Source organism: Tellurirhabdus rosea, assembly GCF_026278345.1.
Taxonomy (GTDB): Bacteria; Bacteroidota; Bacteroidia; order Cytophagales; family Spirosomataceae; genus Tellurirhabdus; species Tellurirhabdus rosea.
Genome location: NZ_CP111085.1, coordinates 40,718 through 62,284 on the forward strand (window position 1 = coordinate 40,718; position 21,567 = coordinate 62,284).

Genomic DNA, 21,567 nt, shown 5'->3' on the forward strand with positions numbered 1-21,567 from the left:
GTTTCGACTTACCCACCGTTGAAACGGTGGGCTAACCCCAAACCCGTTTTCCTATGCGTCTTTTCTTTACCGCGCTGATGTTCTATACGCGGCTGCCCGTGCCGAAAAACATCGATCATTCTGAAGACCTGCTGAACCGCTCCACGGTCTTTTTCCCGATCATCGGTTGGATCGTCGGCGGCATCGCGGCGGGCACGTATTGGCTCGGCACCGTCCTTTTTCCGCCCGAAATGGCGGTGCTGTTCAGCCTCATCGCCAGCATCTGGGCTACCGGCGCGTTCCATGAGGACGGGTTTGCGGATGTGTGCGACGGTTTCGGCGGGGGTTGGTCGTCGGGTCAGATTCTGACCATCATGAAAGACAGTCGGCTGGGCACCTACGGCTTCGTCGGACTGGCCCTGTTGCTGGCCGTCAAGTACATGGCGCTGGAAAACATTCTGGAAACCGAGCGCTACTGGTACGCGGGCACCCTGATGTACATCTCCGGCCACAGCCTGAGCCGGTTCATGGCGATTACGGTCATCCGGGCGCTGCCCTACGCCCGCGAAGACGCCGAAAGCAAGGCCAAACCCATCTCCAAAGGCATCGAAACGGGTCCGTTCTGGATTTCTTTTCTGCTGGCTATCGTTCCCCTGGTGGCCCTGATCTACCTGACCGAACTCTGGATTTACGCGACCTTCCTGCTGCCCATGTGGCTGGGCCGGACGTACCTGAAACGCCTCTACCAACGCTGGCTGGGCGGCTATACCGGCGACGGCCTCGGCGCCATCCAGCAACTCACCGAAGTCATCTGGTACCTGTCGCTGGTGTCCATCAAGTGGATTTCGCTGTAGGAATGATTGAATTTTGAATGACTGAATGACTGAATTGCTCCGCAGCCAAGAAACTGGCGAAGTAATTCAACCATTCAATCAATCAACCATTCAACCCATCAGTCATTCGGTCAATCAATCACTCAGTCATTCAAAATTCAATCATTCCTCATGGATCTCTACCTCATCCGTCATACCGCCGTTTCGGTGTCCCGTTCGATCTGTTACGGGCAGGCCGATGTGGGGCTTCTGGAAACCTACGAAGAAGAGAAACAACGGATTCGGGCGCTGTTGCCGGAGGGGCCGGTGACGATCTGGTCCAGCCCGCTGAGCCGCTGCGCCCGGCTGGCGACGGACCTCGGTAATCCCATCCACTTCGACGACCGGTTAAAAGAATTTCATTTCGGCGACTGGGAAAATATTCCCTGGAACGACATTCCCGCCGAGCAGCTGAATCCCTGGATGGCGGACTTTGTGAATATTCAGGTGCCCAACGGCGAAAGCTTTCAGGCGTTTTATGAACGGGTGCTGGCTTTCTGGGAAGAACACATCGTTCCAGAAATCCCTGACAATCAATCGGCCGTTGCCCTGGTGACGCACGGCGGCGTGATTCGCTGTTTGCTGTGTCTGTTTTTAGAACTATCTTTACGCAACGCTTACCGGCTGCACCTCGACTACGGTTCGGTCAGCCGGGTTTCTATTTTTCAGAACCATTATACGGTCCAATACATCAACCGGTAACGAATTCGCATGAAGTCTGTTCACGTACGCACTGCCTCGGTAATTTCCATTCTTCTGCTGGCGGCCCTGAGTCGCCTGCTGCCGCACCTGCCCAATTTTACGCCCATTGCCGCCATTGCCCTTTTTGGCGCTTCCATGTTTGAGCGGAAGTGGCAGGGGCTGGTGGTTGCTTTTGGAGCCATGCTGCTGAGCGATGCCCTGATTGGTTTTCACGGCACGATGGCGGCCGTTTACGGCTCGTTCGGACTGACCTGGCTGATCGGCTATTTCCTCCTGAAACGCCCGACGGCGGTTCGGGTGGTGACGGCTTCCCTGCTGTCGTCCGTCCTGTTTTTCCTGATTACCAACTTTGCCGTCTGGTACGGCAGTACGTTTTATCCGCAAACGCCGGGCGGCCTGCTGGCCTGCTACACGGCCGGTCTGGCGTTCTATAACGGACAGTCCTTTTTCCTGAACGGCCTGTTCGGAGACCTGTTCTTCAGCACGGTTCTGTTCGGGGGCTATGCCCTGCTGCAGCGTCGCTTTCCGTCGCTGCGAGTGGCGTAATAAACGGCCAATTCTTATCTTGGAAGCCGATGGTTCACGACCATCGGCTTTTTTGTTGTTTATCCGCGTCCGGCCAACCGGGCACCGCCTGGCCTAATCGGCAATCTGGCTCAGAAACCCTCTCCACACCGACAAAATAATCAGGTCATGTACACCGCAAAGCGCGTCAACTTCAAACTTATCGTCACCTTCGGCTGGCGTCCGTTTCTTTTCTTTCTCCTTTATTCGTTTACCATTTTTGCGCTGTATGAATGGTTGAACTGGCGTTTTCTGCCGATCCCGTTCGTACCCGTCGGCGTGATCGGTACGGCGGTGGCTTTTTACGTTGGTTTCAAGAATAATTCGTCCTACGAACGCCTTTGGGAAGCCCGCAGAATCTGGGGCAGCATCGTCAACGCGAGTCGCTCGTGGGCCATTATGGTGCTGGATTATCCAAGCCTGAAAAATGCGGCGGGCGACTGGACGGCCGAACGGCTGGCCGAAACCAAGCACGATTTGATTTATTATCATCTGGCCTACATCACGGCGCTGCGGGTGCAGCTTCGGCAGCGCACCGTCTGGCAGCAGCACCACGACATTGCGCATGCCATCGTCGAGCGTATCTCGGCTTTCAAGCAGTGCGGACTGGACAAGGAACTGAGCCGTTTTCTGGACCCGGCCGAAATCGAGCGGCTGATCCGGTACCAGAATCCGGCCACGCAACTGGTTCGCCGCCAATCCGAAGAATTGAACCGGCTCCGGGAAGTGGGCCTGCTTTCCAGTTTCCACCATGTCGAAATGGAACGCCTGCTGGTGGAGTTGTACAACCAGCAGGGAGCCTGCGAACGGATCAAATCCTTCCCGTTTCCCCGCCAGTACGCCTTTTTCAGCTACGTTTTTGTGTGGCTGTTTCTGCTGGTCCTCCCCTTCGGCCTGCTCAGCGAACTGGTCAAAGCCAGCCCGCAGTACGCCTGGCTGATGGTCCCCATCTACGTCATTATCGCCTGGATGTTCAACACGATGGAAATTGTGGGCGACACCAGCGAAAACCCCTTTGAAAACAGCCTCAACGACGTCCCCCTCACGGCCATCTGCCGCAACATCGAAATCGACCTCCGCGAAATGCTCGGCGAAACGAACATCCCGAAGCGGGTCGAGGCGGTGGACAATATTCTAATGTAAATGACTGAATTTTGAATGACTGAATAGCTCCGCAGGGCTAGAATTTGCGGAGCTATTCAGTCATTCAAAATTCAATCATTCAGTCATTTTCCAGGACGACGGTCGCCAGCCGCCTTCCTTCCGGCTTTCCTCGTGGGCCAGCCGGAGCAGGCGGTCGATCTTTTTGGTGCCGATTTCAATGAATTCGTCGTGGCGTTTGAACCAGACTTCGTAGACCAGGTGCGGCTTGGCTTTCTGCACACCCAGGAAAAGGAATTCGGTGGCTTCCGGAACGGCTTTCAGGTAATAGGCCGCCTGCCGGTCGTAGCCGTACCACTGAAATTTAGACACAAACTCTTCGCAGGAACGGGCGGAAGTAGTTTTGAGATCGACCACCAAACCCGCCCGGACGCCGTCCGGCTTGGCTTTCAGGGGCAGGCCCGTGAGGCCGCACTGCCAGAAAACGGGTTTTTCGAAGGCCAGTCCGCCCAGCAGATCGGCCGTCCGTTCCCGCACCGAAAGCGCCAGTTCCCGCATCCGCTGGCCTTCGGATTTCGAGTGGCGGCTCCAGTCTACCGCACGGTCGGGCTCCAGGATGAGCTGGTGGAGCGTCGTGCCGTACTGCATCGTTTTGGGGGACGCCTTTTTGAGCGGCTTAAAGGTATGCAGAGTCAGCAGTTCCGTCAGGTCCGAGTTGGCGTAGGCGGGGTGCGCGCGGTATTCGTATTCGGTCATTTCTAATCGAGTCATTGAGTAGGCAACAACGGCCGGACGGGTGGCGTTCCCGCTCATTTTTTCTTTGCGGGTCGGCTGGCCTTCCGGCGCACCACCAGCTCGCGGTAGCCAAACGTGGGGTCCGGTTCGCGGACGTAGGTGATTTCGGGAAAAATGCCCAGAACAATCTCCGCCGTGGTGTAAATCCGGCAGCCCTCGAACAGGTGTCCGCCCAGCGTGCGGCCCGTCGAATCCGACACCGACAGGTGCAGGTGGCTGCCGTTGACCGACAGGGTGCCGACAAGGGACACGATTTCAAAATGACCTTTCCAGTCGGTGCCGCCCTCCTGATTCGCCAGCCGCAGCCGTACGTCGGTCAGGCTCCCGACGCAGGTCAGCACCGCCCCGGCTTCGATCTTCTGCTCGTTGACCAGCCGGTCGAGTTCCTGTTTCAAATCCTGACCCGGCCGCAGCCGAATGGTAACGGTTTGCATTGGTGTACGGAGTGGCGTCTGGGCTTCCATGGTGAAAGACAAAAAAGCGAGCAGGCCCGTCAGGAGGACAGGCCAGTGGTTTATTCTGAACATAAGCGAAAAACGAACGGTCCGTGACGAAGTGCTCCGGAACGTTGGCAAAGATAAAAAATTGGGCCCGTATGGCGGGAAATTTCCGACCGTTCCGGCGCCTCGTTTTAATTGAAAATAAATGCCGCCAAGCAATAAACGGCCGGCGGAATCTGTTCTATGGACGAGTATTTAACCGACTATGCACCACCGCCTTTCCAGTTTTTTGATGCTTGTTATCCTGCTCACGGTTGGGAGCGGGATGCGGTTTCCGGCCACGGTCAACGGGCTGAAAACCGTGAGTCCAAGTGACGAATACAGCCGCATTGATGCCTATGCCCGCAGCGCCCCGGAATCGGCCGCCCGCAGCATCAACAGCCTGGCCGACTACCTGACGGCGCCCGCGCGCACGGACATGGACAAGGTCCGGGTAATCTACGCCTGGCTGGTATCGCACGTACAGTACGATATGGCCGCCGCCAACAGCCCGTATCGTCAGAAATATTATTCCGAAAAAGAATACGCCACCCGCGTGCTCAACAAACGGAAGGGCCTTTGCACGGGCTATGCGCTTCTGTTCAAGCACATGCTCCAGCGCGCCGGGGTGCAGGCCGTCTGCATCCGGGGGTACGCCCGCACGACCGATGAAGAGTCCGGCCTGCCCGTTAAGGTGGTGGACCACGAATGGAACGCCGTTAACATCGACGGCGACTGGTACCTGTTCGACCTGGCCTGGGCCGTCTCGACCGCCGAAAAAGGAGCCGTCAGCAATGATTTCTATTTCCTGACGCCGCCCGAGCAGTTCGTTTCCCAGCACTTCCCGACGGAAACCCGCTGGCAGCTGCTGTCCCGGCCGGTGACGAAGTCTGAATTCGACCGCTTTCCGAAGCTGTACGCCCCGTATTTCACGATGGGTTTTGGGCCGGAGTTTCCGGAGGACGGCCAGATTGGCGGCAACCTGCCCGCCCAGCTTTCGTTCCGAAACCCCCGTTCGCTGGACTTTCTCTGCACGGTCAGCCGGTTTGGTCAGGGCAAAGGGGTGGAAGTGCCCGTCGTGATTACCCGCACGGGAGACACCTACTCGCTGAGACTGAAGGCAAGTGTGCAGGGCACGGCGACCCTGCGGGTTTACGCCGCGCCCAAATCCGCCTCCCGCTACAAGCAGTTCGACTGCATTGCTTCCTTTACCGTCAGCAACCGGCCGCAGGTGGCCGGCCTCTGAGTTACCGCATGGAAATCAAGAGGTTGCGGTTCTGGTCGATCCGCACGTAGCTTTGTTCCGGAACGACCGTCGTCGTTTCATGCTCCTCGATGATGGCTGGTCCCGAAAGGCAGTCGCGGGCCCAGATTTTGGACCGGTCGTAGATGGGGCTGGAACTGGGCACCAGGTCTTCGTCGAGGAACACGGTCCGGTAGCCTTTCAGCGCCGCAAAGTCCTGTTCGCTGACCCGTCCCGGCGGGGTTGACCGGTGGACCTCCTGCGGCAGTTTTCCCTGAATTTCGGCCAGGCGCAGCGCGTATCCCAGCGCCGCCACCACCCCGACGCCCACCGGCACGATCACCTCCCGGACGCCCAGCAAACGGGCAATGCCGCAGGCGTGCAGCGGACCGGCGCCTCCAAAAACGAGCATGCTGTAAGCCGATTCGGCATCCAGGGCCTCCCCGGTCATATCCCGGATGATGCCCGCCACCAGTTGCTCCACCGCATGCACCACCCGGAACGAAGCCTCTTCCACGCTGACGCCCAGCGGACGGGCGAGGTGTTCGTCGATGACGGCCGAGGCCGCCTCGGGGTGCAGCGGAATTTCTCCCCTCAGAAAATAATCCTGGTTGAGGTAGCCCAGCGCCAGGTACACATCCGTCAGCGTGGGCAGTTGGGATTCGCCCGGAGCTGACCGGCCAAAACTGGCCGGTCCGGTTTCGTGACGGGCATGTTCCGACAGAATTTCGGGCATCCCGGCGGCGTTCAGGCGGACATAGCTGTCTCCGCCGAAAGGCAGTTCCTGACCCTGTTCGGCCAGTACGGAGGTTTCGGCCGACAATTCGGTCAGCAGGGAAATATTGGCCGAAGCCCCGCCCATCCGGAACAGAATGAGCTTTTCGGAGCCCGTCTGCTTCCCGAAAAAACGACCCGCCACCATGCCGCCCATCCGGGCCGGGTGCATGATGACATCCGGGTTCTGCCGGGCTTCTTCCAGGGACAGCAGTTCGCCCTGCCGGGTAATCAGGTACAAGGGCGCCCTGAAGCCGACCTTCCGAAGCTGTTCGTCCAGCTCGACGACGCAGGTGACTGCCCGGTCGGGTGTGGCATCCACGCTCATGCCGATCACCAGCCCCGCGATGTCATCAAACGTAAATTCACGGCGGGCCACAAAGCGGACAATGCTCGCGATGATGCTGGCGGTTGGATCGTGGAAAGTGGTCGGAATCTTTTTAATGTAGACCCGCCCGGAGCCGTCCAGGAGCACCAGATCGGTAAAGGTTTCGCCGAGGTCGATACTGAAATAAATGGGATGAACTGGCATAATGCAGAAGGAGGCCGGAGCCTTAATTGGAAGAAATTCGCATGCGGGTAATGAACCATCGGCCGTCACTGCCTTTGCGCAGGTCAGTGTTTACGGTTGCTTTCTTATCGGCATTCGGTTTACCGGCGGAACCCGGTTCGGTATAGACGTAGGTTTCGGTGGCTGTAGCGGTAGCCTCCTCGATCCGAAGGTTTCTCAGGCGATATTCCCGCACCTTCAGACCCGCCTGCTGTTTCTGGTAATCGGCGGGGCTTTGCTCCTGTCCGCTGGGACCGGTGATTTTCGCTTCCTCCCCAAAATAACCACCCAGCGGGCCGCCCGCGTCGGTCAGGGCCGTCATCCGCTGCTTCAGCATACTGACCAGCGTATCGCGCTCTTTGTAGAGTTCGGGAGTGGTCGTGCGGGTTTCTTTCCGCTGCAGTCGCCGCTGGGTCTGTTCGGTCCCCTGCCCCGCTGCCGCGCCGGAAATACCGAGCAGGAGGACGAGCGAGAATACAACCTTCATACGTTTGCCGTTCATGGGTTTTGTCGTTAGAAAAAGATACGATCAGCGAGCCGGTAGGTGTTGCAGTGGGCCTCCACAATATCGGCGATTCGGGGGGAGTATCCTCCGCCCATCGAAACGGCAATCGGCAGGCCGTACCGACGCGCCTGTTCGAACACAAAAGCGTCCCGCTGCCGGCATCCTTCTAGAGAAACTTTGAATTTTCCTAGTTTGTCGGTTGCCAGGATATCGACGCCGGAAATATAAAACAGAAAATCGGGTTTCTGTTCTTCGATCAGGCGGGGTAATGTTTCAACAAGGGCCGCCAGATAAGGTTCGTCGGTGGTGCCGGTCGGCAGGGCGATGTCCAGATCCGAGATTTCCTTCCGGAGCGGGTAGTTATCTTTGCCGTGCATGCTGAACGTAAAGACCCGGTCTTCGTTTTGGAAAATGACGGCCGTTCCGTTGCCCTGGTGGACATCCAGATCCACGACGAGTACCTTCCGGACGAGCCCGTTTTCCAGGAGGTAATGAGCCGCCACGGCCACGTCATTGAGCAGGCAGAAACCCTCTCCCCGATCCGCGTAGGCATGGTGCGTTCCGCCCGCCACGTTCAGGGCCACCCCGTGTTCGAGCGCCAGCCGACTGCAGTCGATGGTGCCCTGGGTGATAATCCACTCCCGTTTAACCAGCCCTTCCGACAGCGGGAAGCCCACTTTTCGCATCATCCGATCAGGCACGGTCAGGGTTTTGAGCATCCGGACGTACTCCGCCGTGTGGACGCCCAGCACCCAGCGGTCCTCGACCGGCTGAGGGCTAAAAAAATTCTCCGGGGTGCAGGTTCCTTCGTACAGCAGCTGTTCCGGAATCAGTTCGTACTTGCTCATCGGAAAGCGGTGCGGTTCGCCGTTAGGTCCCTGGGGAAGCGGGTGAATGTACAAGGGGTCAAAGGCAATCCGCAGCATACTTTGTAGGCCAGTCAATGGGTTTTGTTACCAATCAATAAATCAAATTCACATATTGGAACAAATCAAATGCATAGATGTTCACAGGAAAACGATACTTAAGCACATATGCCTATAATTTTTATAGACTACATATTCGTACAAACAACCTGTAATTCTTGAAACGCCCTTTCTATCTTCTATGCAGACAGTAATCATCACCGGCGGCGCGCAGGGCATCGGGCGCGTCACAACGCAGTATCTTCTCACGCATGGGTATAAAGTTGCCGTCTGGGATACCGACCCCGAAGCGCTCGATGAAATGCGGGATTTGCTGAAGGCGGCCAATTCCCGGGCCGCCGTGATCAACTGCGATGTGGCGTCGGATGTTGCCGTGAAAAATGCGCTGAAACTGACGCTCGACCAGTTTGGCCGGATCGACCATCTGATCAACAACGCGGGCATTATGATCGAAAAGCCCATCGACCGGCTCACGCTGGACGAATGGAACCGGGTCATCGCCGTCAATCTCACGGGGCCGTTCCTCTGCGCCAAACTGGCCGCACCGCACCTGCAGGAGACGCGGGGAAGCATCATCAACATTGCCTCGACCCGCGCCTTCCAGTCGGAGCCCAACACCTTTGCCTACACGGCCTCCAAAGGGGGTTTGGTGTCGCTCACGCACGCCCTGGCGGTCAGTCTGGGCCCGGCCATCCGGGTCAACTGCATCAGTCCGGGCTGGATCGACGTGACGGCCTGGAAGAAAAAAAGCAAGGCCAAACATGATTCGCTGCGGCCGGAAGATCACCAGCAGCACCCGGCGGGCCGGGTCGGGCAGGCGGACGACATTGCCCGGATGATCCTGTTTCTGATGGCCGAAGAAAATTCTTTTATCACCGGAGAAAACTTTACGCTCGACGGCGGAATGACCAAGAAAATGATCTACGTCTGAGCGTTACCTTTCCGGACACTGAAATTCTGGGGCACTTCCGCACAAGTTGCCCTTTTTTCGTTTGCTTATATGGAGATTACTTACGTATTTTTACGGCTAACAAATGCTTGATGAATAAACCAAAATGATAATCGAGTCATCCAGTTTTGACAACGAGGATAAGTATTTCCCCCAAGGCGACGAAACCGTGTGGAATCAGGCAGTTGTGGACTTGCAGACCCGGTTTTATCAACTTACTGAGACTCTGGAAAAACTGGAAGAAAATACCGCTTCCCAGCACCCCGAACGTGCCAGTCTCATCTCCCGGCTTACCGAACTCCAGGAAACCGTCCTGCTGACCATGACTACGCTGCGGATCGAACTCTCCGACTTTGCCCACAATTCCCGGGGAAGTGGTCTGGAAAATGTATCCTTCAAATTTGGTAGCCATACCGAAGTTCTTCTCTCCCTCACGCGCCTTGTCGATTCCGAACTAGCCTGCGTCGCCTCGCTCCAGCCTTAATAAAAATTCTCACTTTTGTATCCGTTCATAAGAAACTTTATTTATTATTGTTGATAGATTTACCAGTATTTCGGAGCAATCCTTACTTTTGCACAAGCACATAACGAAGTCATGGTCATGCAATAATCTAAGGAATTATCGGCTATCCACCTGTTCCATTACTTAACTAACCGACTGCATTTATGGCCTCCCAGCCAATCGACCGACGTTCGACAGCCGGCAACATGAGTGACGAAGATCTTGTCAACCTTGTCCGCACATCCCATGATCCTGTCTTTTTCGAAGCCCTCTACCAGCGGTACGTCAGCAAAGTGTACCGTAAATGCCTCACCATGACCACCAATCCGGAGCAGGCCGAAGACCTGACCCAGGATGTGTTCATGAAAGTGCACCGCAACATCGGCCGTTTCAAGGGACAATCCCGGTTTTCGACCTGGCTGTACGCCATTACCCACCATCACGTGGTCGATGAGCTGCAAAACCAGCTCCCTTCGGTGCGCCTGGAACCCCAGACCTGGGCCAACCTCCAGGTGACGGAAGATGCCTCCGCTCCCAGCAAAGACGAACAGTGGATTCAGGTTCAGGAAGTCCTTAAAAAGCTCTCGGATACGGACCGGGAAATCATCCTGATGCGCTACGAGGAAGGACTCAGCATTGAAGAAATCAGCGAACGCAGCCAGATGGGCATCAGCGCCGTCAAAATGCGCCTGAGCCGCAGCCGCACCAAGCTCAAAAAGATCATTGAGGAAATGGAAAGCTCCTGATCCGGGACTGCCTTTTCTGTAAACACCGCGTCCGGCCCCGTCCGAAAACGCATATCGCCCAGCAACAAAAAGCCGGACCCAGGACGGGTCCGGCTTTTGCCTTTCCGGATTTCTGCCCCGGGCCGCGCTTACCGGACGGGGCTGAAGAGGTGGTTCCAGCGGATGGCATTCCAACCGTTTTTGGGAGCCGGATCAAGCGACATCCAGACAAACACCGCCTTCCCGACGATATGGTCTTCCGGAACAAAACCCCAGAAACGGGAATCTTCCGAATTGTGCCGGTTGTCGCCCATCATGAAATAATAGTCCTGTCTGAACGTGTACGTCTTCAGCGGCTTTCCATCTATTTCCACGGTGGTAGCGGTCACGACCGGCATTTCATGGCCTTCGTACCGCTGAATAACCGGGCCGTAGAGCGCGATCGTCTCCCGGTTGATGGGAACGGTCATTCCTTTTCGGGGGACGCGTACGGGGCCAAAATTATCGATATTCCAGGGAAAGACCGAACCTCCGTAAATCCCCTCCTGCCGACGGCCGGGCTGCTCCAGCACGGGCTCAATGCCCTGCACCCAGTCCAGCGCCTTTAATTCCTCAACTACCCGGCGGGACGTAAACACGCGGTACCCAACCGGAACCGACGTCCGCCGGGCGGCATCGTACGCTTCCAGCGGCTGCCAGTTGATAAATGGTCCTTCGGCCGAGTTGAAATCGTTGACAATGCCGTAGCGCCTGAAAAACGCCTCCCCGAGCGGCTCGGTGGTCCGGATAAAATACGACGACCGGGCATCTTCCGGCAGCGGCAGTTTGCGGTCGTTGACGTATACTTCCCCCAGTTTGACCGTCAGCACATCGCCCGGAATGCCGACGCACCGCTTGATGTAATTTGTCCGCAGATCGCTCGGATGGTCCGGCTCGCCGGCAATCGGGGGCGGGTAGTTGAACACGACCACATCGCCGTTTTTGACCGTGGTAAATCCCGGCAGGCGATAGGCGGGCAACTGAATGGCGCGGCTGTAGGAAGGAAGATTGGTTCCCCAGATTTTCTGATGCGTCAGCGGAATCTGGAGCGGCGTTTTGGGCGTCAGGGCGCCGTAGTGCAGTTTACTGACAAACAGGAAATCGCCCACCAGCAGGCTGCCTTCCATCGAAGGGGTCGGGATGGCGAAGGCCGTAAACGTAAAAAAACGAATCACCGTGGCGGCCACGACCGCAAACACCAGCGAATCGAGCCATTCTTTCCAGGCCGGTTTGCGGCCTTTGTCGGCTTTCGTCGTTTTGGGTTTTGTTCTGAACATAATCTCCTGAGTTTGGTAGTTAACGGGTCCGGGAAGGGACAGAGGCCATTTTGGAAGAAAGGTAATCAGAAGCCGGGAAGCGGGGGCCGTTCTTTACACCAGCGGTTTCTGAGGACGGTAAACACCCGCTTTGGGACGCGTCGGGCCGGAAAACCGGCGGGTAGAGAAACAGAAAAGCCAGTCAGCAATGACTGGCTTAAGTGACCGATAGGGGAATCGAAGTCGAGCGCGACCCCGGCCCTGTTTGTACCATGAAACAGGCCCCGGATAAAACAGAAAAGCCAGTCATTGCTGACTGGCTTCAGTGACCGATAGGGGAATCGAACCCCTGTTTGAACCGTGAAAGGGTCCCGTCCTAACCGCTAGACGAATCGGCCTTATATGAGGCAGTGTTTTTAAAAATCTGGTAGGGTTCAACACTGCAAACTCTGCTACCTTGGTGACCGATAGGGGAATCGAACCCCTGTTTGAACCGTGAAAGGGTCCCGTCCTAACCGCTAGACGAATCGGCCTTTTCTGTTGACTTCGTTTTCTGTGTGACCGTCTTCCGAAATCGTGGTGCAAAGGTACGGCGAAATTTCAACAATGCAAGTCCCCGGCACAAAAAATGAAAATTTGAACGTTTTAAAACGGCATTTCCAGCGTTTGGAAGTACTTTTGGGAGTTCAGTTCCAATTACTTGCCAACCCACGATTAATGAAAAAAAAATTTTTACTGGCGTTGGGAATCTTAACGGCCACCGCCGGATTTTCCCAGAATACACCTCTTCAACATCCTGATCAGTTTCTCGGCTACACGGTCGGGAAAAAGTTTACGCCGCAGCACCGCGTCAACGCCTACGCCGAGCAACTGGCCCGTCAGTTTCCCAACCGGGTCAAAGTCCTGCCGTACGGTACCACGCACGAAGGTCGCCCCCTGCTGACGGTGGTGGTAGCCTCGGAAGCCAACATGGCCCGTCTGGAGGAAATCAGAACCAATAACCTGAAGCAGATCGGGCTCCTATCGGGCACGCCCACGACCCCCGGCGGGCCGCCGATTGCCTGGCTTACCTACAACGTCCACGGCAACGAGGCCGTCAGTTCCGAAGCGTTCATGCTGGTCCTGCACGGTCTGCTCAACGCCAACGACCCGCTTTCCCGGAAAATTCTGGACAAAACGGTTGTGATTCTGGACCCCTGCGCCAACCCCGACGGCCACGACCGCTACGTGAACTGGTATACCCAGATGGCGGGCGTCAATCCTGACCCGACCGCCTTTGCCCGCGAACACAGCGAGCCCTGGCCGGGTGGTCGCTATACGCACTACATCTTCGACCCCAATCGCGACTGGGCCTGGCAGACCCAGGAAATCACCCGCCAGCGCATGGCTCTGTACCAGCAGTGGATGCCTCATCTGCACGGCGATTTTCACGAAATGGGGGCCGAAAGCCCGTACTATTTCTCCCCGGCGGCCCGCCCCTACCACGAGGACATTACGCCCTGGCAGCGTGAATTTCAGCAGGTGATCGGCCAGTACAACACGAAATATTTTGACAAGAACGGCTGGCTATATTTCACCCGCGAAAATTTTGACCTCTTCTACCCCAGCTACGGCGACACCTGGCCGACCTACAACGGCGCCATCGGCATGACGTTCGAGCAGGGCGGCGGCGGCCGGGCCGGACTGGCCCTTCAGAAGGCGGACGGCGACACGCTGACCCTCCGGGAACGCATCGACCACCACGTCGTGGCCAGTTTCGCTACGCTGGAGTCCATCGCCGACCGCGGCGATCAGGTCGTGATGGAATACCGGAATTTCTTCGAAAAAGCGGCCCGGACGCCGGTGGGTGAATACAAAACGTACGTCATCAAGACCAAGAACGAGGAAGGCCGCATTCAGGCGCTGACCCAGTTGCTGGACAATAACCAGATTCAGTACGGCGTCGCCGGAAAATCGCTGAAAACGCAGGGATTCAACTACTTCTCTCAGAAGTCGGAGGCCGTCACGGTGGAAGACAATGATCTGGTCATCAGCGCCTACCAGCCGAAATCGACCTTCCTGAAAATTCTTTTCGAGCCAAAATCGGTGCTCGAAGATTCGGTTACCTACGACATCACGTCGTGGGCGCTGCCCTACGCGTATGGCCTGCGGACGTATGGTCTGAAAGAACGGCTGAACCCAGCGGGCAAGCCCGCCAATCCGGCCGCGGCCGCCGTTACGGGCACTCCGTACGCTTATCTGGTGCGCTGGAAATCGGCCCAGGATGCGGCCTTTCTGGCGGCGCTGCTGAAAAACAAGGTCCGGGTGCGGGTGGCCGAACGGGGCTTCAAGCAAAACAACGACGTGTTTGATGCCGGGACGCTGATCATCACGCGCGGCGGAAACGAACGGCTGGGCGACCGCTTCCACCGGATTATTCAGGAAGAAGCGCAGAAACAGGGCGTCCGGCTGATTGCCGCGGGAAGCGGCTTTGTGACGGAAGGCGCTGATTTCGGCTCCGGAAGCGTATTCGCCCTGAAAGCGCCCCGGGTGGGCGCGCTGATGGGCGACGGCACCGTTCCGACGGCAGCCGGTGAGGTCTGGCATTTCTTCGACCAGGAACTCCAGTATCCGGTTACGCTCCTCGACGCCAGCGGCCTGAACGCGGCCAATCTCCGCAACCTCGACGTGCTGGTGCTGCCCAATGGCTACAGCTACAGCCGCATCCTCTCCGACCGTACGCTCGGTGACATCAGGGAATGGGTTCGCGGCGGCGGAAAGCTGATTGCGATGGAACGCGCCACCTCCGCCTTTGCCGACAAGGCCGACTTTGGTCTGGCGAAAAAGACCGATAAAGGGAAAGACAGCAAGGAAAAAGGCAAAAAGGACAGCGACCTGATGGACTCCCTGAAAAGCTTCGGCTCGCGGGAGCGAGACGCCGTATCCGACGAAACGCCGGGCAGCATTTTCCGGGTGGACTTGGACAAAACCCACCCGCTGGCCTTCGGCTATACCAACGGCTACTACTCGCTCGTTCAGAACGCCTACGACTACGACCTGCTGAAAGACGGCTGGAACGTCGGCTACCTGCGCAGCAACAACTACGTGTCCGGTTTTGTCGGCAAAAACGCCAGGGAAAAACTGCAGAACACGCCGGTTCACGCCGTCCAGCAAATCGGTCGCGGCAGCGTCATCTACATGATGGACGATCCGCTGTTCCGGGGCTTCTGGTACAACGGCAAACTGCTCTTCGCCAACGCGGTGTTCTTTGTGGGCAACTGATGAATTTTGAATGATTGAATTTTGAATGGTTGAATGGTTGAATTGCTTCGCAGAACTTGGAAATGGCGACGCAATTTAACCATTCAGCCATTCAATCATTCAAAACTCAACTTTCCGGCAGCAGAATCCGGAACGTGGCCCCTTCGTCCGGGCGGCCTTCGGCGGTGATGTAGCCGCCGTGGTTTTCGATTACTTTTTTGACGATGGCCAGCCCGATGCCTGTTCCCTGGTAGGTACTCCGTCCGTGAAGGCGCTGGAAAACTTCGAAAATCCGGTCGGACTGGCCCGGTTCGAAACCGATGCCGTTGTCGGACACTTCGATGAGGTGAAAATAGCGCGAGGCCTCCGCCGAGGGCAGCGTCATTCCGGAATCCCGTCCCCGCACTTTACGGGAAGTCAGACGCAATTCGGGACGGCGGCCGGCTTTGGTGAACTTCAAGGCGTTGCCGAGCAGGTTCTGAAACAGCTGTCGAAGCTGCGAGGCGTCGCCCCGGACCGTCGGCATCGGCTCCCGCTGGACGAGCGCCTGTTTTTCCTCCAGCGCCGCCTCCAGATTTTCAAGCACTTCGTGGATGACCCCATTCAGGTCCACCGTGCTGCGGCTGTCCTGGATGGTGGTGATTCGGGAATACGCCAGCACGTCGCGGACGAGCCGCTGCATCCGGGAAGCGGCCGACTGCATGCGCCGGATGATATCGGTCCCTCCTTCCCCGATTTTGGAGCCGTACTGCGATTCCAGAATACTGCCGAACGAAATGATTTTGCGGAGCGGCTCCTGCAGGTCGTGGGAAGCGACGTAGGCAAATTGCTCCAGATTCTTGTTCGAGCGCTGCAAATCGGTCACCGAGGATTCCAGCTGCTGCTGAAGCTTGCGGATGGGTGTAAAATCGACGAACGTAACGAGAATTTCCTCCTCCATCCGGGTCGCCATGATATCCAGCCAGACGATCACCCCGTCGCCCTCAAATTCGTAGGCAAACCGCCGGGGTTCGCCGGTCTGGTAGACCAACCGGAAAACCTGAAAAGGTTCGTCCGCAATGGGAAATTTCTCCCTCAGTCTGCTCCCTTTAAGTACCTCGGGCGTCATGCCTACAAACTGGGCCATCATCTGGTTGACCAGCCGAAACCGAAAATCGATCACTTCGCCGGTATCCGGGGCTTTTACCGGACTCAGCAGAAAAATGCCTGTCTGCGAGGTATCAACGATGGTTTGTAGTTCGGCCGCCTGCCGTTCGACCAGCGAATTGGCGCGGCGGATAGCGGTGATGTCCGTGAAGGTCAGCACAAACCCATCGCCAAATTTCTGCGTGGAGATATCAAACCAGCTATCCAGTCCATCCACGTTGTAGTGTACTTCCTGGTGGCCGGGTTCACCCGTTTCGGTGGTGTGAACGTATAAACTGAACAAACCGATCTGGACATTTCCGGGATAAAGGGTATTCAGCAGATTACCCCGCAGTTTTTCGGCCGGCTGGTTTAGGATTCGTTCGGCGGCCTTATTCACCGTCACGTACCGGAAGTCAACGATCTTTCCTTCCCCGTCCCGGACCGCCTCCAGGGCCAGCACACCGCTGTTGGAGCTGTTGAGAATGCCATTCAGCAGGGACCGCTGCCTTTCATTTTCCAGCGCGGCCCGCTTGCCCCGCGTGATGTCGTTGAAGGTAATGACAAACCCGTCGCCGAGCTTGACCACCGACATTTCGTACCAAAGCAGTTCCCCGTCGCCTCCCGGAAAAGGCGTTTCGAAGCGGTCGGGCATGCCCGTTTCGACCACCCGAATGAAACGGTCGAACAAACCGGCCTCCTTCACGCCCGGCAGTTCGTCGAGCATGGGCTTGCCCACCACCTCGTCGCTGAGGTTGAGCATCCGGCGGGCGGCACTGTTGAAACGGACAAACGTGAAATCGGCGATGGAGCGGTCGTGGTCGCGCACCGACTGGTAGGTGATAATGCCGCTCAGCGACGCTTCCAGAATGCCGCCCAGCAAATCTGTCAGGCCCAGCGTGACCGGGGCCGTTTCCTCCGGCGGTACCACCTCACGGTCCTGCACCACCACGAGAATCCCGTCTGCGAGCCGCGACCGGGTGACGTTGACCAGCTTGCCCAGTCTGGCACTCAGGAGGTCAAACGACTGTGACTCGCCGGTATGAAGCACGGCGGCGTACTGCTCGAAGACCGGGGCCACTGCCTCCCGGTTTTCGGTCTGCTGGCCCAGGAGCCGCTCGCCGGGTTCGGTTCCGAAAACGGCTTTCATCACTTCCCGACCCTTTTCGTTGGAATAACTGAAGCGTAAATCCACCAATTCCTGCTCCTCATTCCGGATGGCTTCCAGATACAAAACGGAGTCCGGTAAAGCGTCAATGAGCTGAGTCAGCAGGGTGCCGGTGGCAGATTGGGCAGGCATTGGGAGTGACGTTGAACGTTGGTGTAGACAGAAGACCGAAGATAATAATTCCTACCTGACAAACGATAATCCGGTCCGTTCTCCCTTTGTTCCAGCCTTTCCGGACGGGCCGCGGGCAACGGTAAAACCGGTCCCGGATTTGCTTTCATCGAAAAACAACAAAACGTCGTCTGCCTCAGTGAAACCGTTAATTTTTGTCTGGCTATTGCTCTGTCCCCTGTTCCTTTTTGCTCAAAAGAAAAATGAGTCGTTCCAGTATGTGATTCAGAAAGCGCCTTCGCCGCTCAAAATTGACGGAAATCTGGACGAAACGGCCTGGACGCAGGCCAGCATCGCCAATCAATTTTACATGGTACTGCCGATGGACACCAGCCTGGCCAACGTCCGGACCGATGTGCGCCTGACGTACGACGACCAGAACCTGTACGTGTCGGCGGTCTGCTACCACGCCCTGCCCGGCCCGTACATGGTCGAATCGCTGAAACGGGACTGGAATTTCGGCCGCAATGACAACTTCATCTTTTTCATGGACACCTTCGACGACCAGACCAACGGGTTTACGTTCGGTGCCAATGCGGCCGGGGCCGAGTGGGACGGCCTGCTCTACGAAGGCGGCAAGGCCAACCTGAGCTGGACCAACCGCTGGACCTCGAAAGTCCGGCAGTACGACGACCGCTGGGTGTTCGAGGCGGCCATTCCGTTCCGAACGCTGCGGTACAAACGCGGCATCACGCGCTGGGGCATCAACTTCAGCCGCCTTGACCTGAAAACCACCGAGAAATCGGCCTGGGCACCCGTGCCGCGGCAGTTTCCGACGGCTTCGCTCGCCTATACGGGCAGTCTGGTCTGGGACCAGCCGCCGCCGGCTCCGGGGCCCAATATTTCCGTCATTCCGTACGCCCTCGGCGGAGCGGCCCGGAATTTTTCCGAAAAAGGCAGCACCGAATACCGGCGGGAAATTGGCGGCGACGTGAAGGTGGCCGTCACCCCGGCGCTGAACCTGGATTTGACGGTGAACCCCGACTTCTCGCAGGTGGACGTAGACCGACAGGTCGTCAATGTGGACCGTTTTGAACTGTTTTTCCCCGAGCAGCGGCAGTTTTTCCTGGAGAACGGTGACCTCTTCAACAACTTCGGCTACGCGTCCATCCGGCCGTTTTTCTCCCGGCGAATCGGCCTGAACGTCCCGATTCAGTTCGGGGCCCGGCTCAGCGGAAAACTGAACAAGGACTGGCGCATCGGACTTATGGACATGCAGACGGCGGCGGTCGCTTCGCAGGCCCTGCCCAGCCAGAATTTTGCCGTTCTGGCCCTGCAGCGGCAGGTTTTCGCCCGCTCGAACGTCACGGCGCTGTTCATCAACAAGGAATCGCTCAACTACCTCCCGACCGACAGTAACCGCCGGTATTCCCGCTACAACCGAAACGCGGGGCTGGAGTACAACCTGGCTTCTTCCAACAACTACTGGACCGGCAAAGCCCTGGTGCTGAAGTCTTTCAGTTCGGATGTCAAAGGGGATGATTTTGTCTATGCCGGTAATCTGCTCTACAACACCCGCCGCTGGCTCATCGGCGGACAGTATGAGTACGTGGGCCAGAATTACAATCCGGAGGTGGGTTACGTGCCGCGGCGGGGTTACCAGAAATACAACGCCCAAATCGGCTACACGTTCTTTCCGCGGGGCGGGCGGGTGCTGAGCCACGGGCCGACGTTTCAGACGGTGTACTTCTTCGACCGGTCGTTCCGGCCGCTGGACAATACCTCGTATCTGGCCTACAACTTCACCTTCCGCGACCGCAGCACGTTCACCGGCTGGGTGGCTACGGACTGGGTCCGTTTGCTCGCTGACCTCGACCCGACCAACATGGGCAAGGAAAAACTGCTGACGGGCAGCGTGCACAACTGGCGCGCCTGGGGCACGGATTTTATTTCGAAGCCGCAGAGTCTGTTCACCTACAGCTTTTCCAGTCGGTACGGCGGATTCTACAACGGGGGAACCCGCCTGAACCTGACCTCCGAAGTGGGCTACCGGTTTCAGCCCTACGTGAGCCTGGCCGTCAGTTCGAGTTACAACCGCATTTCGCTGCCGGAACTGTCGGGACTGACCACGTTCTGGCTCGTGGGGCCGCGCGTGGACGTCACCATGACCAACACGCTCTTTTTCACGGCCTTCATGCAGTACAACGAACAGGCCAAAAACGTCAACCTGAACACCCGGTTTCAGTGGCGCTACAAACCGGCTTCGGACCTTTTTATCGTCTACACCGACAATTACCTGCCGGGCTCTTTTCTGGTCAAAAACCGGGCGCTGGTCCTGAAGCTGACCTACTGGTGGAACGTTTGATAGGGGTCTAAAACATATGAGAATCAATCCGGTTTAGTCAGTAACCGGATGGTTTGTGTGACGGTGCAAGAACCGATATCCGGAACTTTTAACGGAAAACGTCATGAAAAACCGCATTGTAAAATACCTGATCTACAGCTGGGCGTTCTTGCTGCTGCTGTCCCTGAGCAGTTGTGAACTGATCGGCGATATCTTCGAAGCCGGTGCCTGGACGGGTGGCCTGTTGGTCATTGGGATGATCGTACTGGCGATCTGGCTGGTGTCGCGCCTCTTCGGCGGCAGGCGCCGGACGTAAGGGCCGGAATCTACTTTACAAAAGCCCCGTTCCCGGAACGGGGCTTTTTCATTCCCAAACAAAGCCGCGCACAGCCGGTTGAACGATAAATAAGTTTATCGGCTAATTGAACGCGTTATGAAAGACATTCTAAAGGTAGTCATTCCGACTGCTATTCTGGTCATTTTATACGCTGCCATCAGCGGCGGCGGTGCCGAAGGGCAACTGGTTGATCCGGCCCTGTGGCCGTACCTCATCGCCCTCATCGGAACAATCAGTGTGGTTGCCTATTTTCTGATGAAATTATTGAGGCAAAAGCGGTAATCCGGAAAAACAAATGCCATTTCTGCGAGAAATGGCATTTGTTTTTCCGGGTTACAAGACTAGGCCACCAGCTCGACCAGCTGGTCCTGCTGGAGCACGACCTTCATGCGCTCGCCCAGGTCGTCGGAAGCCCGGTACAGCGGCAGGCGAACTTCGGACGAAATCAGACCCAGGATTTCCAGAATTTTCTTGATACCGACCGGGTTGCCTTCTTCGTAAAGCAGCGGGTCGATGCGCAGGAAATGCCCCAGTTCCTTCCGGGCAAAGGCAAAATCGCCTTTCAGCGCCGCGTCGATCATGCCCGAAAAGCGCGCCGGAGCGGCGTTGGCAATGACGGACATCACGCCCACCCCACCGATGCTGATGATGGGTACGCCCTGAACATCGTCCCCGGAGATGAGCAGGAAGTCTTCGGGCTTGTCGCGGGCGATTTCCATGCACTGCTCGATAACGCAGGAAGCTTCCTTCACGCCGATGATGTTCGGGTGTTCGGCCAGCGTGCAGATGGTTTCGGGAGACATGTTGATGCCCGTCCGCGGCGGGATGTTGTACAGAATCACCGGCACCGGGCTGGCGTCGGCAATCCGGGTAAAGTGCTCGATCACCCCGCGCTTGCCGGGTTTGTTGTAATACGGGCAAACCGACAGAATAGCGTCCACGCCTTCCAGGTCCGTATCCTTAAGGGTCGCCACGACGTCCGGCGTCACGTTGCCGCCCACGCCGTACACGATCGGCAGATTTTTAGGATTGTTTTCCTTAAGATATTGCAGCAGTTGTTTCTTCTCCGTTTTGGTGACCGTCGGGGATTCTCCCGTGGTTCCCTGCAGCACGATGTACCGAACGCCGCCGTCCGACACGTGCTGAATCATGCGCCCAAAGCCGTCGAAATCGACGCTCAGGTCCTCGTTGAATGGGGTTACAATGGCGACCCCGACGCCGTGAAAACGGGTATTCATTCTCAGGAGGAATAAAATGATTGGGTATTCGGTGCAAAGGTAC

General features: G+C 57.1%; 20 protein-coding genes and 2 tRNA genes. 12 read left to right on the forward strand and 10 right to left on the reverse strand.

Translation table 11 applies throughout. The annotated features are described in order from the left end of the window. Window positions 1-53 precede the first annotated feature (53 nt). From ORG26_RS00190 to ORG26_RS00205, 4 genes are all read left to right on the forward strand, one after another. Window positions 54-833 carry an adenosylcobinamide-GDP ribazoletransferase gene (locus ORG26_RS00190; protein WP_266366221.1) on the forward strand — a complete coding sequence of 260 codons (780 nt, stop codon included), beginning with the start codon at window positions 54-56 and terminating at the stop codon, window positions 831-833. Between the two features lie 150 nt (window positions 834-983). Continuing rightward, window positions 984-1,553, forward strand: coding sequence for an alpha-ribazole phosphatase (gene cobC / locus ORG26_RS00195; protein WP_266366223.1), 570 nt, complete (start codon window positions 984-986; stop codon window positions 1,551-1,553). A 9-nt stretch (window positions 1,554-1,562) separates the two neighbouring features. Next, window positions 1,563-2,099 (forward strand): DUF6580 family putative transport protein, encoded by a 537-nt coding sequence (locus tag ORG26_RS00200; protein WP_266366225.1) that lies wholly within the window; start codon window positions 1,563-1,565, stop codon window positions 2,097-2,099. A gap of 147 nt (window positions 2,100-2,246) precedes the next feature. After that, on the forward strand, window positions 2,247-3,260 hold the full coding sequence (locus tag ORG26_RS00205; protein WP_266366227.1) for a bestrophin family protein: 1,014 nt from the start codon (window positions 2,247-2,249) through the stop codon (window positions 3,258-3,260). 75 nt (window positions 3,261-3,335) lie between these two features. On the opposite strand, the gene ORG26_RS00210 is transcribed toward ORG26_RS00205, so the two are convergent. Both ORG26_RS00210 and ORG26_RS00215 read right to left on the reverse strand, forming a co-directional pair. Beyond that, window positions 3,336-3,989 carry a PD-(D/E)XK nuclease-like domain-containing protein gene (locus tag ORG26_RS00210; RefSeq protein WP_266366229.1) on the reverse strand — a complete coding sequence of 218 codons (654 nt, stop codon included), beginning with the start codon at window positions 3,987-3,989 and terminating at the stop codon, window positions 3,336-3,338. A 38-nt stretch (window positions 3,990-4,027) separates the two neighbouring features. After that, window positions 4,028-4,447 (reverse strand): PPC domain-containing DNA-binding protein, encoded by a 420-nt coding sequence (locus tag ORG26_RS00215; protein ID WP_266366231.1) that lies wholly within the window; start codon window positions 4,445-4,447, stop codon window positions 4,028-4,030. Between the two features lie 271 nt (window positions 4,448-4,718). Here ORG26_RS00215 and ORG26_RS00220 point away from each other — a divergent pair, with 271 nt between their 5' ends. Next, the gene (locus ORG26_RS00220; protein ID WP_266366233.1) at window positions 4,719-5,738 is read left to right on the forward strand and encodes a transglutaminase domain-containing protein; all 1,020 of its coding nucleotides are present in this window, start codon (window positions 4,719-4,721) and stop codon (window positions 5,736-5,738) included. Between the two features lies 1 nt (window position 5,739). Here the strand turns inward: ORG26_RS00220 and ORG26_RS00225 are convergent, their stop codons facing one another. Genes ORG26_RS00225 through ORG26_RS00235 form a run of 3 tightly spaced genes read right to left on the reverse strand, consistent with a single transcriptional unit; the run spans window position 5,740 to window position 8,490 of the window. Then, window positions 5,740-7,041 (reverse strand): hydantoinase/oxoprolinase family protein, encoded by a 1,302-nt coding sequence (locus ORG26_RS00225; RefSeq protein WP_266366235.1) that lies wholly within the window; start codon window positions 7,039-7,041, stop codon window positions 5,740-5,742. Window positions 7,042-7,063: 22 nt separating this feature from the next. Continuing rightward, window positions 7,064-7,546, reverse strand: a complete 483-nt coding sequence (locus ORG26_RS00230; RefSeq protein WP_266366237.1) for a hypothetical protein — start codon at window positions 7,544-7,546, stop codon at window positions 7,064-7,066. Window positions 7,547-7,572: 26 nt separating this feature from the next. Further along, the gene (locus ORG26_RS00235) at window positions 7,573-8,490 is read right to left on the reverse strand and encodes a histone deacetylase family protein (protein ID WP_266366239.1); all 918 of its coding nucleotides are present in this window, start codon (window positions 8,488-8,490) and stop codon (window positions 7,573-7,575) included. A 181-nt stretch (window positions 8,491-8,671) separates the two neighbouring features. Between ORG26_RS00235 and ORG26_RS00240 the strand changes: the two genes are divergently transcribed. From ORG26_RS00240 to ORG26_RS00250, 3 genes are all read left to right on the forward strand, one after another. After that, window positions 8,672-9,421 carry a glucose 1-dehydrogenase gene (locus ORG26_RS00240; protein WP_266366241.1) on the forward strand — a complete coding sequence of 250 codons (750 nt, stop codon included), beginning with the start codon at window positions 8,672-8,674 and terminating at the stop codon, window positions 9,419-9,421. A gap of 124 nt (window positions 9,422-9,545) precedes the next feature. Further along, window positions 9,546-9,923 (forward strand): hypothetical protein, encoded by a 378-nt coding sequence (locus tag ORG26_RS00245; protein ID WP_266366243.1) that lies wholly within the window; start codon window positions 9,546-9,548, stop codon window positions 9,921-9,923. Window positions 9,924-10,105: 182 nt separating this feature from the next. Beyond that, a complete protein-coding gene (locus tag ORG26_RS00250) occupies window positions 10,106-10,687 on the forward strand; it encodes an RNA polymerase sigma factor (protein WP_266366245.1) in 582 nt (193 codons plus the stop codon). 128 nt (window positions 10,688-10,815) lie between these two features. On the opposite strand, the gene lepB is transcribed toward ORG26_RS00250, so the two are convergent. From lepB to ORG26_RS00265, 3 genes are all read right to left on the reverse strand, one after another. Next, window positions 10,816-11,982, reverse strand: a complete 1,167-nt coding sequence (lepB, locus tag ORG26_RS00255; RefSeq protein ID WP_266366247.1) for a signal peptidase I — start codon at window positions 11,980-11,982, stop codon at window positions 10,816-10,818. 305 nt (window positions 11,983-12,287) lie between these two features. Further along, window positions 12,288-12,359 (reverse strand) — tRNA-Glu (locus ORG26_RS00260). Window positions 12,360-12,419: 60 nt separating this feature from the next. After that, a tRNA-Glu gene (locus tag ORG26_RS00265) sits at window positions 12,420-12,494 on the reverse strand. Between the two features lie 184 nt (window positions 12,495-12,678). Between ORG26_RS00265 and ORG26_RS00270 the strand changes: the two genes are divergently transcribed. Continuing rightward, a complete protein-coding gene (locus ORG26_RS00270; protein WP_266366249.1) occupies window positions 12,679-15,222 on the forward strand; it encodes a M14 family metallopeptidase in 2,544 nt (847 codons plus the stop codon). Window positions 15,223-15,328: 106 nt separating this feature from the next. Here ORG26_RS00270 and ORG26_RS00275 read toward each other — a convergent pair whose 3' ends face one another. Beyond that, window positions 15,329-17,626: an ATP-binding protein gene (locus ORG26_RS00275; RefSeq protein ID WP_266366250.1), complete on the reverse strand. Its 2,298-nt coding sequence runs from the start codon at window positions 17,624-17,626 to the stop codon at window positions 15,329-15,331. 178 nt (window positions 17,627-17,804) lie between these two features. Between ORG26_RS00275 and ORG26_RS00280 the strand changes: the two genes are divergently transcribed. The 3 genes from ORG26_RS00280 (at window position 17,805) to ORG26_RS00290 (ending at window position 20,568) form a co-directional block, all read left to right on the forward strand. Next, window positions 17,805-19,970, forward strand: a complete 2,166-nt coding sequence (locus ORG26_RS00280) for a DUF5916 domain-containing protein (RefSeq protein ID WP_266366252.1) — start codon at window positions 17,805-17,807, stop codon at window positions 19,968-19,970. A gap of 103 nt (window positions 19,971-20,073) precedes the next feature. Then, a complete protein-coding gene (locus ORG26_RS00285; protein ID WP_266366254.1) occupies window positions 20,074-20,265 on the forward strand; it encodes a hypothetical protein in 192 nt (63 codons plus the stop codon). Window positions 20,266-20,382: 117 nt separating this feature from the next. Then, window positions 20,383-20,568, forward strand: a complete 186-nt coding sequence (locus ORG26_RS00290; protein ID WP_266366255.1) for a hypothetical protein — start codon at window positions 20,383-20,385, stop codon at window positions 20,566-20,568. A gap of 59 nt (window positions 20,569-20,627) precedes the next feature. Here ORG26_RS00290 and dapA read toward each other — a convergent pair whose 3' ends face one another. Beyond that, on the reverse strand, window positions 20,628-21,524 hold the full coding sequence (gene dapA / locus ORG26_RS00295; protein ID WP_266366257.1) for a 4-hydroxy-tetrahydrodipicolinate synthase: 897 nt from the start codon (window positions 21,522-21,524) through the stop codon (window positions 20,628-20,630). Window positions 21,525-21,567 lie beyond the last annotated feature (43 nt).